At 70.5% G+C, this 12,084-nt stretch carries 9 protein-coding genes; 2 read left to right on the top strand and 7 right to left on the bottom strand.

Going from position 1 to position 12,084, the window contains the following annotated elements; genetic code table 11:
- Positions 1-385: 385 nt before the first annotated feature.
- The gene (locus ACOWU6_RS08070; RefSeq protein WP_421075358.1) at positions 386-1,816 is read left to right on the top strand and encodes a DUF5597 domain-containing protein; all 1,431 of its coding nucleotides are present in this window, start codon (positions 386-388) and stop codon (positions 1,814-1,816) included.
- Between the two features lie 63 nt (positions 1,817-1,879).
- On the opposite strand, the gene ACOWU6_RS08065 is transcribed toward ACOWU6_RS08070, so the two are convergent.
- From ACOWU6_RS08065 to ACOWU6_RS08050, 4 genes are all read right to left on the bottom strand, one after another.
- Positions 1,880-2,773, bottom strand: a complete 894-nt coding sequence (locus ACOWU6_RS08065) for a carbohydrate ABC transporter permease (protein WP_421075357.1) — start codon at positions 2,771-2,773, stop codon at positions 1,880-1,882.
- Positions 2,770-3,702 carry a carbohydrate ABC transporter permease gene (locus ACOWU6_RS08060; protein WP_421075356.1) on the bottom strand — a complete coding sequence of 311 codons (933 nt, stop codon included), beginning with the start codon at positions 3,700-3,702 and terminating at the stop codon, positions 2,770-2,772. Before ACOWU6_RS08060 ends, ACOWU6_RS08065 begins: the two co-directional genes overlap by 4 nt.
- Positions 3,699-4,991: an ABC transporter substrate-binding protein gene (locus ACOWU6_RS08055; protein ID WP_421075355.1), complete on the bottom strand. Its 1,293-nt coding sequence runs from the start codon at positions 4,989-4,991 to the stop codon at positions 3,699-3,701. The genes ACOWU6_RS08060 and ACOWU6_RS08055 overlap by 4 nt, the downstream gene beginning before the upstream one ends.
- 87 nt (positions 4,992-5,078) lie before the next feature.
- Positions 5,079-7,214: a hypothetical protein gene (locus ACOWU6_RS08050; RefSeq protein WP_421075354.1), complete on the bottom strand. Its 2,136-nt coding sequence runs from the start codon at positions 7,212-7,214 to the stop codon at positions 5,079-5,081.
- Positions 7,215-7,320: 106 nt separating this feature from the next.
- On the opposite strand from ACOWU6_RS08050, the gene ACOWU6_RS08045 reads away from it, so the two are divergent.
- The gene (locus ACOWU6_RS08045; RefSeq protein ID WP_421075353.1) at positions 7,321-7,917 is read left to right on the top strand and encodes a TetR family transcriptional regulator; all 597 of its coding nucleotides are present in this window, start codon (positions 7,321-7,323) and stop codon (positions 7,915-7,917) included.
- Here the strand turns inward: ACOWU6_RS08045 and ACOWU6_RS08040 are convergent.
- From ACOWU6_RS08040 to uxaC, 3 genes are all read right to left on the bottom strand, one after another.
- Positions 7,910-8,962 (bottom strand): LacI family DNA-binding transcriptional regulator, encoded by a 1,053-nt coding sequence (locus ACOWU6_RS08040; RefSeq protein ID WP_421075352.1) that lies wholly within the window; start codon positions 8,960-8,962, stop codon positions 7,910-7,912. The two genes, ACOWU6_RS08045 and ACOWU6_RS08040, sit on opposite strands and share 8 nt — an antisense overlap.
- A 272-nt stretch (positions 8,963-9,234) precedes the next feature.
- Positions 9,235-10,566 (bottom strand): mannitol dehydrogenase family protein, encoded by a 1,332-nt coding sequence (locus ACOWU6_RS08035; RefSeq protein ID WP_421075351.1) that lies wholly within the window; start codon positions 10,564-10,566, stop codon positions 9,235-9,237.
- Entirely contained in the window at positions 10,563-11,957 is a 1,395-nt protein-coding gene (gene uxaC, locus ACOWU6_RS08030) for a glucuronate isomerase (protein ID WP_421075350.1), read from the bottom strand. Before uxaC ends, ACOWU6_RS08035 begins: the two co-directional genes overlap by 4 nt.
- Positions 11,958-12,084: the final 127 nt, after the last annotated feature.

The following is a 12,084-nucleotide window of genomic DNA, read 5'->3' as shown; positions in this document are numbered from 1 at the left end:
CGGACGATCGTCGTGCCACATCGACCGACAACACCCAAGCTGAGGTCGGGAGTCGCCGCGACGAAGTCGGAGGCTCCGCTGCGAGCGGGCGCGCCGACGAGCGCGGGACGACTGGGGCACTATGTGTGACCAGGCTGCGCGAGAGCACATCGCGCCCGCCGCTGCGGACACTCACGACTTTTGACAACCGATTGCCACACTGCGGGCATGGATGCACGTCCCCACACGATAGCAACCCCGTCATGACAGATGAGACTCGCCCGTTGCCGAGCCTGCGCCGCGTAGGCGCTGCCACTCAGCTGATCGTGGACGGGGAGCCGCGACTGATTCTCGGCGGCGAGCTTCACAATTCGAGCGCGTCCAGCCCCGACTACGTGGCCCCCGTGTGGGACCGTCTCGCGGAGAACGGTCTGAAGACGGTGCTCGGCACCGCGAGCTGGCAGCTCGTGGAACGCGAGAGGGAGAGTTCGACTTCACCGCCGTCGACGACCAGATCGAGCAGGCACGGGCGCGGGGGATCCGCCTGACCCTCATCTGGTTCGGCGCATACAAGAATGCGGAGTCGACGTACGCGCCCTCCTGGGTGCGCCGCGACGAGGAGCGCTTTGCCCGTGCGGAGCGAGACCCCGAGAACCTCGTACACGGCCGGTCCACCCTTGACGCGCTGATCCTCAGCGTCTTCGACGCGCGGCTGCGAGATGCGGATGCCGCCGCTTGCACGGCCCTCATGGCCCATGTCGCGGAGATCGACCACGACCAGACCGTGATCGCCGTGCAGGTCGAGAACGAGGTCGGCCTGCTCGGAGCCAGCCGCGACAGCTCGGCGCTGGCCGATGCGGAGTGGGCCCAGGCTGTTCCCGCCGAGCGCGTCGCGGACCTTAGCGCGCGCGGCGACGACGTGCACCCACACCTCCGGGAACTGTGGGAGCGCCAGGGATCTCCATCCGAGGGCACCTGGGCCGAGGTGTTCGGGACCGACGGCGAGGCGGAGGAAGTCTTCATGGCCTGGGCCTTCAGCCGCTACGTCGACGCCATCGCCCGGGCAGGAGCAGCCGTGCATCCCCTGCCCGAGTTCGCGAACGCCTGGCTCGGCCCGCAGTCGAATGCACCCGAGCCCGGCCGCTACCCGAGCAGCGGCCCGTTTCGCGGATGCTCGACGTGTGGCAGATCGGCGCGCCCTCACTCGCTTTCCTCGCCCCGACATTCACATCGACGACTTCGCCGGGACACTCGCCGAGTACGCCGTCGCGGGCAACCCGGTCTTCGTCCCCGAGGCCAAGGCCGACCCCGCGCTGGCTTTCATCGCGGTCGGAGCCTTCAAGGCCATCGGGTTCACCTGTTCGGCATCGAGGATCTGCCGGCCGGGCACCCGCTCTTCGCCGCCTATGCGGTGCTCGACGCCCTCTCGGCGGAGGCGCTCCGCGCACAGGCCGAGGACCGCATCCACGGCTTCCGCATCGGCACGGGCGAGCAGCAGCAGGTCGCCATCGGCGGCTTCGACATCTCGATCATGGGCCCCTTCGATACCCGCGGCATCTTCGGCACCGGGACTGGCTCCAACGCCGAGGACAAGACCGGCTACGGCATCATCCTGCAGACCGGCGAGGACGAGTTCCTCGTGTCAGCGGCCTCGGCGTCGCTGTCGTTCACCCGCGAGGACAGCGTCGTGGAGATCGACGAGCTCCGCGAGCAGGTCCTCGACGACGGCGCGTGGGTGCCCCGGCGCTTACTGAACGGCGACGAACGGCACTTCATGTTCTACGGCGACGAGCTGCGCACCGTGCGCATCACGCTCCTTCGACGCTCCGGGAGCTGACGGCGACGCGAGAGGGCGGTGGGTCTTCGCCCACCGCCCTCTCGCGTGCATCGCGCGCCCGGCTCACTTCAGAGCGCCGGCACCGATTCCGTTCACGATGTGACGCTGCGCCAGCAGATAGAAGATCACCACGGGCACGATCGAGATGGCCGTGGCGGCGAGCATGATCTGCTGCTGCGGGGTCTCCGCCGAGGAGAAGGCCGTGAGCCCGCGCTGGATCGGCATTAGCTCGTTGTCGTCGAAGAGCACGAGAGCCATGAGGTACTCGTTCCAGGCCGCCAGCCCCTGGATCACCGCGACCGCGGCGAGGCCGGGGCGCGCCAGCGGCAGGATGACGCTCCAGAATATCCGCAGCGGACCGGCGCCGTCCAGAGCCGCTGCCTCCTCCAGGTCGCGCGGCTGGCTCACGAAGAAGCTGCGCATGATGAGGATCGACATCGGCAGCCCCGAGCTCACGAGGATCGCGACGTAGCCGACCGGGCTGTTTCCGAGGCCGAGGTTGAGCAGCAGCTTGTACTGCGCGAGGAACATCGCGGGCGTCGGGATGATCATCACCGCGAGGATGACGATCGTCACGGCGCCCTTTCCGGCGAAGTCGAGCCGGGCGAGAGCGTATCCGGCAAGGCTCGAGACGAGCAGGATCAGCACGACCGCGGACCCCGTGTAGAGGATGCTGTTGCGCAGATAGACCCCGAGCGCTCCCTCCACCCACGCCGTGACGTAGTTCTGCCACTGGGGCGAGGCGGGCAGGAGGGATTCGTTCGACAACAGCTCGGTCAGCCCCTGAAGCGAACCCGACAGCATCCACAGGAGCGGGAACAGCGCCGTCAGCGCCGCGACACTCAGCAGACCGTAGAGCCCGATGCGGTCGACGCGCACACGGGCGCGCCGCGCCGGCGGCTCGATGGCGGCTCGTGGCAGGGCGCCGACCTCGCGGGACTCGGGTGCGATCGTCATGAGCGGCTCCTCCGTGCCGTGATGGCGAGCTGGACCGCCGAGAGCAGCACGAGTGCCCCGCCGAAGATGACCGACATCGCCGCGGCGCTGCCGTAGCGCCAGTTCACGAACGCCTCGTTGAAGATCGCGAGCGTCGGCACCATCGTGTGGTAGCCGGGTCCGCCGTTGGTGAGCACCTGGACCGTCCCGAAGATCTGCAGCGCGGCGAGGAGGGTGAGCAGGCTGACGATCGAGGTGACCGGCGCCAGCTGCGGCCAGGTGATGTGGCGGAACGTCGTCCAGGGGCCGGCACCATCGAGATGGGCGGCCTCATACAGCTCCTTCGGGATGTCCTGGAGTCCGGCGAGGAAGAGCAGGAAGCCGAATCCCCAGTGGAACCAGATGAACACCGCCGCCACCGCGGGAAGCGCCACGGCAGGGTCGCCGAGCCAGTTCTGCGCGAGCGCGCCGAGGCCGATGCCCTCCAGCATCCGGTTCAGCACACCCGAGCCGGGGGCCAGGATGAAGGAGAACAGCAGGCCGACGACGACCACCGAGAGCACGCCCGGCAGGTAGAAGACCGTGCGGAAGAAGGTGCGACCGCGACGGATGCCGTTGACCGCGAGCGCCATGCCAAGCGCGATCCCGTTGCCGAGGAAGAAGCCCACCACGCCGAAGAACAGCACGTTGCGCATCGACGCCCAAAAGACGGGGTCGCCGGCGACGAACTCGTAGTTGCGGAGCCCGACCCAGGGGGTGTCGGGGCTCACGCCGTCCCAGGACTGGAAGCTGAGCAGGATCGCCTGGGCGAACGGGACGATCGTGAAGACGCCGATGAACCCGATGGTCGGCGCGAGGAACAGCCATCCGACCACGTTCCGGCGGAGCGGGCGCGCGCCGTGCGGCGCCTGCGAAGGACGCCGCACGGCCACGGAGAGCTGCGAGGTCACGACACGCGATCCTGCGCAGCCTGGATGTTGGCGAGCGCCTCGTCCACGGTCGCCTCCCCGAGGACGACCCGCTGCGCCTCGGCGACGACGGCCGTGCGCACATCCGTCGCGAAGGAGGTCGTCATCACCTGCATCGTGTCGACTCCGGCGGCATACCCGGTCAGCGACTGCGGCACGTCCCCGCTCTCGAGCAGCTCGGGGTTGCTCGGCAGGATACGGCCGACCTCGGCGAAGACAGCCTGCTGTTCGGGCTCCGTCAGCCACTTCACGAATGCGAGCGCCTCCTCCGGATGGTCGCCCCGGGGGTTGATCACGGCGCCCTTTCCGGGGACTCCCGGGGAGCGGGCGTCGAGGGTCGCCCCGGCCGCCGCGGGGATCGGGATCGAGTAGTAGTCATCGAACTCGGGATTGGTCCGGAAGCCGACGGACACCCCCGGCGACGCATCGAAGACCGCGCCGAGCTCCTGCGTGAAAAACGCCGTCTCCACGTTGGGGTTGTCGTCCTGTCCGCCCGGGAGCGCGTCGTTGGCGACGACCCCGGACTCCGTCAGGTCCACGAGCACCTGGAACGCCTGCCGCCAGCCGTCGCTCTCCCAGCTCGCCTCGCCGTTGAGCGTGGCCTCGATCTCCTCGTCTGTCAGCCAGTTCGAGGCGAGCCCCTGCAGGAGCAGCGGCGTGAGCGAGGCGGCGACGGAGAAGTCCGCCCCGCTGTCCTGGAGCACGGAGATCAGCTCGTCCACGTCGCTCGGCGCCGTGTCGGTCGTCGTCCCGGTGAGCTCGGGATTGATCATGATGCCGTAGGTCTGCGTCTCCCAATGTACGGTGTAGATGCCGGCGGGGACGTCGAGGTTGTTGCCGTCCTCGAATCGGGACAATTCGATGATGGTCGGCGAGAAGAGATCCGCCCAGCCGTCGTCGAGCTCCTCGGTGAGGTCCATCGCCCAGCCGGCCCGGTAGAACGGGGCCATGTCGGTGGCGCTGAAGGAGGAGTAGATGTCCGGCATCGCGTTCGACTGCGCCTGACCCTGGAGCTTGGGCAGGTAGTCGGCTGGTCCGGGCGACTCGACCGTGACGACGACGCCGGTCTCCTCGGTGTACTGCTCGGCGAGCTGGATCAGCGCGGCCTCCTGCCCGCGGGACTGGTTCAGGAAGGTCAGCTCGACCGGCCCGTCGTCGGCGGGTTCAGCGGCGGGGGCGCAGCCCGCGAGGGCGAGAGCGGCGATGGCGCCCGTCGCGCCGGTCATCAGGATGCGCCGGCGCGTGCGCCGGGCGGGAGGTGCGGTGTTCATCTTCTGTGTCCTCGTCTTCGAGTGGGTGTGGGTGTGTGTGACAATCGGTTGCCGAGCAGGTGGCGTCATCGCGACCGCGCGAGGTGGTCACCCCGCGGCGACGGATTCGCCCATCAACGCCGGATCGAGGAGCCCCTCGGCTTCCACGACCCAGCCCTCCGGCAGCATCGCGCCCGCGCCCATGGCGCCGACGAGATGGGCTGTCGCGGCGAGCACTCCGCCGTTGGCGGGCAGGTACAGCGACAGGAATCCCGGCATCTGCGGGTTGTGCCCGTTGGCCAGGAAGTGGTTCTTCGGAGACTCCCGCAGCAGCGCGTCGACGGCGCGCGGCAGGTCGCCGAGCGAGGCGGCGGTCATGGCGAGCACCGCGTAATCCCAGCCCCACGTCGACTGGAGCTCCCAGTCCGCACACACCGTCGCCGCGGTCGCCGCCATCGCCTGCCGGTCGACCACGCCGATGTCGGGCAGCCAGCCGAGTGCCATGAGCATCGACGGGTGGTCCTTGCGGATCAGGTGCGGCGGCGTCGACACCGCCGCGTAGGTGCCATCGGCAAGGCGAGCCGGCTTGCGCATCCGCTCGGCGACCTCGTCCCACCGCGGATGCCGCTCGAGCCCCGCGCGCTCGCGCCAGCGGTTCGCGGTGCGCAGCGCCCAGACCCAGTAGACGAGCTCGAAGGTGGGGTTCTCGGTGGTCGCGCGGTCGGCCAGGTAGCTCTCCTGCGCGGGGATCAGCGGTGCCGGGAGCACGAAGACGCCGTCACGCTCCTCGACGAAGTCGGCCATGAACTCCGCGGTGGCCTCGACGAGCGGGTAGTGCTCGCGGACGAAGGCGTCGTCGCGCCCCTCCGCATGGAGGAGCTCGAGCAGATAGATGAGGTGCGGCTGCTGCCACACGAGGAAGACCCCGATATTGCTGGGCGACTCCGCCGCGGTCGGATCGGTCTGCTTCGGCCATCGCGCGCCGGCATAGCCCTGGGCGCGAGCGGTCGCCCTGGCCGCGGGGAGCACGGCGTGATACCAGGGCAGGCTCCGCTCCAGGAGCTCTCCCCGCCCCCAGTACGGGAAGTGCGCCGCATGCCACCAGTGCATCTCGAGATGGAACTTGCCGCTCCAGGTGTTGTACGTCAGCCCAGTCTCGGCCGGCGGTGCCGAGCCAGCGGAGTTGACCGCCAGGAGGTACTGAGATAGGACGACGCGGCGCTCGAGCTCTGCGGCCCGCGAGTCGGATGACCCCTCGAAGGACACGACCCCGCCGCTCTGCCAGTAGCCCTCCCACCACTGCTCCGCGCGTTCCCGGACCTCGCCGAAGCCGACCGGCTCCGCGCCGATCGGGCTCCCGACCCCGACGACGACCTCCAGTGCCTGCGCACCCGCGGCGACGACGTCCCCGGCGGACGTGGCGCGCAGCGGCTCCGACGACGAGACCACGACCTCGTAGGCACAGTCCTCGACGATCCGCGACGCCCGCCAGCGCGTCGGCGTCTCGGCGGTCCAGGTCGTCCGCTCCCGAAGCGGCAGCTCGAAGGGCGCGCGGTCGTCCGGCTGCGGGTCGAACACCCAGGCGACGCCCCACCCGAGCTCCAGCAGCGGCGAGCGCACCCGCACCGCGACGCGCGCGGCGTCCGGGTCCGCGACGGTGGTCACGTGCACCGGCACGCCCTCCAGCTCGAACCGGGCGCAGACGCTCCCGCTCCACAGGTCGAGCTCGCTTCGGATGCCGCTCAGCGCCTCCGGATCGGCGAGCGGGGCATCCCCGGGGCCGAGCAGCGCGAGCCGGCCGAGGTGCGCGCGCCGCGGGTTGAAGTGCAGCCAGGCGCCCGGGACGAATGCGTCGTCGATCGGGTCCGCGGGCCGCTGGAGGCCCATGCGGTCGAGATAGGGCACCGGGCCGCGGGCGGTCGGGTACGAGGTCGTGGCGTCCGCGGGCGAGACCGGCCGATCCGGACGCGTCCGGTACCAGTGCGCGGTCGACTGCGTCCGGAGGGGGATCTGGAAGTCGTCGGGCGAGACGTCGGCCGCGCGCTGGTCAGGGAGACCGTCGAGGCCGTCCGTGACGACCCGTCGCGGATCGGGGCGCAGCTCGTGTGCCGCCGCGAAGGTCTGCAGACCCGTGACGTCCACGGTGACGGCGAAGTCGCCGTTGCCGAGCGTGAGGACGTTCGTCGGGTGCGCCGCGGTCAGCACGGGGTTGTGCCTGCGCACCAGCCGGCGTCGATCGATCACCGTGGAGCCTCCTCGCGTCCGACTATGAATCTTGAGTCGTCTATAACTTTTGGCGCGCTCACGATAGCATCGGGCTGTCGGTGCATCAAGAGGGGAAGCGGCAGGGATGGCGGGGAGACGAGGACCGTATGCGAAGACGGACAGGCGCCGGGCCGCTCTCGGGGCAGCCGCCCTCGAGCTGGTCCGGCAGAAGGGCCATCGAAACTTCGCCGTCGCCGAGGTCGCTGCCGCTGCGGAGGTGAGCGAGCCGACCGTGTACTACCACTTCCCCACGAAGGAGGACCTCCTCATCGCCGCGCTGCAGCGACACGACGAGGAGAACATGCGCGCCCACGGGAGCGCCTACGGCGCGATCGCCGAGATGGGCGGGCGGGCCGCCGCCGGCGTGGAGCGCACCCACTATGCGCGTCTGTACAACGAGCTCGCCGGAGCGGCAGCCGATCCCTCGCACCCGGCCAACGCGTTCTTCCGAGGCCGGTGGGCCCGCTCGATCACGACCGTCTCCCTCGACATCGAACGGCTCCAGGCGCTCGGCCGGGTGTCCCCCGGCGTCGACGCACCCCAGGCCGCCCGCCTGCTGCTGGCCGCATGGGAGGGGCTGCAGCTCCAGTGGATGCAGGGGCCGCCCTTCGACATCCGCGCGGCCGTCGAGGCCCACATCCGGATCGTTCTCGGCGAACGGGCGCTCGAGCCCGTCAGCTGACCGGGCCCGTCGAGCCGCGCACCACCAGCCGGGTCTCGAGGAGGCGGGCGTCGCCGACCGGCTCGTCGCCGTCCAGGCTCGTCAGCAGATCCACGACCGCGGTCTCCCCTGCCTCGACCAGCTGCGCGCGCACGGTGGTGAGCGCGGGCGAGATGAGCTCGCTGCCGAAGATGTCGTCGAACCCCGCCACGCTGAGGTCCTCGGGAACACGGACGCCCTGCTCGGCTGCCGCCTGCATCAGGCCGATCGCGATGAGGTCGTTGAAGGCGATGACGGCCGTCGGCCGGGCCGCCAGGACGCGCCGGTAGGCCGATCGACCGCCTTCGATGGTCGGCGGGTTGGGGCCGATCTCGACCACCGCGAAGCCGAGGCGCTCGCTCGCCTCGAGCATCCTCTCGAAGCGGCGCTCGCTGATCCAGGACGTCTCGGGCCCGGCGAGGTACACGATCGTGCGATGCCCGAGGCCGTAGAGGTGCTCGAGGAGCGCGGCGACACCCGTCTCGACGTCGGGGAGGACGCTCGGGACCTCGTCGACGGCGCGGTTGATGAGCACCACCGGCTTGCGCGAGGCGATCTCGGAGATCCGCTCGTCGGACAGTCGCGTCGTCGCCAGCACGATGCCGTCGACGCTCGGGATGAGGCGTTCGATGGTCTCCGCCTCGGTCTGGTCCGATTCCTGGGACTCGGCGATGACGAGCGTGTATCCGGCGGCGCTGGCCGCCTGCTCGGCTCCCCGCACGATGCCGAACACGACGGGGTTCGTGATGTCTGCCACGACGAGGGCGAGAGTCTGGCTGCGTCCCGTCGGCAGCGCCCGCGCCATCGGGTTGAATCTGAACTGCAGCCGCTGCGCCGCGGCGCGGATCCGCGCCTCTGTCGGCGCACTGATGCGGCCCGGCTTGGACAGCGCCCTCGATACCGTCGAGGGGTTGACCCCGGCGAGCTCGGCGATGTCGTAGATCGTCGCGGCGCCGCCGCGGCGCTTCAGCCGCGCGGCGAGCTCGAGGGGCAGAGGCTCATGGGTGCCGCCGGTCTCATCTGCCATGCTGTCCGATCCAATCCGGGATGCGGGTACGCGGTCCGTCCTTCGGCGCCGCCGGTACGGCGCCTGGCCTATTCTTCACCATCGTCGCGTCCGGCGGCGTCCGAGAGCCTCGGCGCGTTCGGCAGCTCCGGAGTCGCGAGCTGCTGCGCCGCGGACGACCGGAGAAGATCTCGTTCGGCGCTGTCCCCGGCGGGGCCCCGTCCGCCATCCCCGTCGTCGACCAGTGATCGGGGGTCCGGAGCGGCGCCGAGGCGCGACGAGCCGATGTCGACTCACGACCGACGACGCGCGTCGACGGTCGCGATGAACCGCTCGTCGGCCCCGAGAAGCGCGGAGAGCGACGCGACCGCCGAGCCCGTGGGGGTGTCCGCTGCGGGGCCCGCGACGAGTCCCGCGTCGGCCGCGGCCAGCCACACGCCGATCCCCACGGCGCAGCCGGCGGCCAACCGGCCCGCCGCGAGCTCCCGTTCAGCCACCGGGACGATGCGCAGGCGGATCTTCGTGGGGATGTCGGTGGCGATCTGAGCGAGCTCGTGCACGATGCGCGGGTTCTCGAACCGGCGGAGCAGCGCGGCACGATAGTCGTCCACCGCCAGCTCCTCAGGCAGGTGGCGCTGCGCCTCGTCCCAGAAGACCGTGACCGCGTGTCGGCACTCGGAGTCGGCGATGGCCTCGGCGACCGTGCGGTGCTCCCGCAGGCGACCGAGAGCCGACAGAAGCGTATGCGCCCCGTTCAGCAACCAGAGCTTGCGAGCCTCCCACGGCTCGATGTCGCTCACGAACAGTGCCCCTGCGCTCTCCCAGGCCGGCCGCCCCGCAGGGAAGTCGCCGCTGAGCACCCAGTCCCGGAACGGCTCGGTCACGACGGGGGCGCGGTCGCCGTACTCCCCGAACAGTGCGCTGACCTCCTCGGGACCCACGCGCGGGGTGATCCGGTCGACGGAGGTCGAGACGAACGAGACGTCCTGCTCGATCCAGGACGCCAGTGCGGGCGAGAGCTCGCGCGCCCAGGAGAGGATGCCGCGCCGAAGCCGCCCGCCGTTGTCGGGGATGTTGTCGCACGGCACCACCGCGAGTCCACCCGCTCGCCTCCGCCGGCGCAGCTCCAACGCCCACAGCAGACGTCCGAGAACGGATGACGGAACGATCGAGGCGATCGCCTCGCCACGGATCGCGGCGCGCAGGATCATGTCGTCGGCCACGACGACGGGGTCCGCCGTGTCGGGGCGGTCGCGCTCGTCGAGAAGGTAGGCGACCTCCGTGATGGTGAGCGTCACGATCGCCGTCGACGGTGCCGCGATCTCGGCCACGATGGACTCGCCGTCCTCCCCCGACCGGGCGGAGACGATGCTCTCGACGACCGCGGCGCGGTCGCCGTCGGCGTCCCGCTCCACGAGCGTGAACAGCCCGTCCTGCTCCGTCAGCGCCTCGGCGAGCGCGCTAGAGCGGCCGGTGTAGGCGGAGATGCCCCACTGGGACGCGTTAGAGGCCGCGCCGGTGTACCAGGCGGTGTGCGACCGGCTGAACGCGCCGAGACCGAGGTGGACGATGCGCACGGGCGGGGCGGGCGCCGTGCGCCGCAGCGAAGAGGTTGCGAGAGTCACAGCTTGAACACCCGCCTGGGCTGCGCGGTGACGGAGTCGATGATGATGCGCTCGGCGTCAGCGAGCCGCAGCCGCCCTTCCGACACCAGGCGCGCGAGGAATGCGGCATCCGCACGACGGGCCGTGTCATGGCGCGCGGGGATGGACAGGAACGCCCGGGTGTCATCGACGAACCCCGAGCCGCGTGAGAAGCCCGCGGTCTCAGTCACCGCCGAGCGGAACCGCGCCATCGCGTCGGGCGCGTCGAGGAACCACCACGGCGCACCGATGTACACCGAGGGGTAGAAGCCTGCGAGGGGCGCGAGCTCGCGCGAGTAGACCGTCTCGTCGACGGCGAACAGCACCAGGTGGAAGCCCGGGGCGGTGCCGAACCGCTCGAGGAGCGGACGCAGACCGCGGACGAAGTCCGTCCGCACCGGGATGTCATGGCCGGTGTCGGGACCGTGCTCGCGCAGCGTCGCACGGTGGTGGTTGCGCAGCACCCCGGCGTGGACGGTCATGACCAGTCCGTCCTCGACGCTCATGCGCGCCAGCTGGAAGAGCATGTGCGCCCGAAACAAACGCCGGTCGTCGGCCGAGGAGGTGCCGGCCAGCACCCGGGCGAACAGCCGATCCGCCTCGACCGCGTCGAGGTCGATCGTGACGGGGTCCTCCACGCCGTGGTCGGCCGAGACGGCCCCCGCCGCGAGGAAGTGCTCGCGCCGCTGCTGCAGCGCGGCGAGATAGCCGGGGAAGTCGGCCCGCGACCCTGTCGCACCGAGGAGGCGCTCGACGTCCGTGACGAAGGCCGCCGCATCCGGGTCGACGTAGCGGTCGGGGCGGAAGGTCGGCAGGACGCGTCCCGGAAGCTCCCGCGCGACGACACGGTGGGCGGCGAGGTCGTCCAACGGATCGTCCGTGGTGGCGAGCACCTCGATTCCGAAGCGCTCGAACAGGGAGCGAGGGCGGTTCTCGGGGCGAGCGAGCCAGCGGTCGATCTGGTCGTACACCTCGTCGGCGTTCTCCGGCGAGGGCACGGCGTGAACCCCGAGAATTCCGCTCAGCTCCTCCTCCAGCCAGTAGCCCGATGCCGTTCCCGCGAACGCGTGCCAGTGCGCGGAGAGGATGCGCCAGACCTCGCGGGGGTCGGCGGGCGCTCCGCCGACCCCCAGTCGCGCCAGCTCGATGCCCGAGGCGTGCAGCAGGCGGGTCACGTAGTGATCGTGGGTAACGAGGAGGTCGGCCGGGTCGGCGAAGGACCGGTCCTCCGCCAGCCACTCGACGGGGACGTGGCCGTGCGGCGAGATGATGGGGGCGTCGGCGACCGCCTCGTACAGCGAACGCGCCGTGCCCCGCGTGCGGTTGTCGGCGGGGAGCAGCCGGTCGGGATCACGCGGCGATGACTGGAGCATGCCCGTCAGTCTTCGTGTGCCACACGACTTTGTCAACCGATTGCACCCTTCCTTTCAGGGCATAGACGTGGAGCATAGTGCGGAAAATGCAATCGCTTGCCAAAACTGCTTGAGAGTGGTTGACTGC

The sequence above is a fragment of the Microbacterium sp. SA156 genome (assembly GCF_049065455.1).
In the GTDB taxonomy this organism is placed as follows: Bacteria; Actinomycetota; Actinomycetes; order Actinomycetales; family Microbacteriaceae; genus Microbacterium; species Microbacterium barkeri.
The sequence above is the reverse complement of the archived record's forward strand: the minus strand, read 5'-3'. Positions and strand labels throughout refer to the sequence as shown.

Bases quoted from the DNA above. Each gene is read 5' to 3' on its own strand.
- uxaC (WP_421075350.1), bottom strand. From the start codon at position 11,957: ATGCTCCAGTCATCGCCGCGTGATCCCGACCGGCTGCTCCCCGCCGAC.
- ACOWU6_RS08040 (WP_421075352.1), bottom strand. From the start codon at position 8,962: ATGGCAGATGAGACCGGCGGCACCCATGAGCCTCTGCCCCTCGAGCTC.
- ACOWU6_RS08045 (WP_421075353.1), top strand. From the start codon at position 7,321: ATGGCGGGGAGACGAGGACCGTATGCGAAGACGGACAGGCGCCGGGCC.
- ACOWU6_RS08055 (WP_421075355.1), bottom strand. From the start codon at position 4,991: ATGAACACCGCACCTCCCGCCCGGCGCACGCGCCGGCGCATCCTGATG.
- ACOWU6_RS08065 (WP_421075357.1), bottom strand. From the start codon at position 2,773: ATGACGATCGCACCCGAGTCCCGCGAGGTCGGCGCCCTGCCACGAGCC.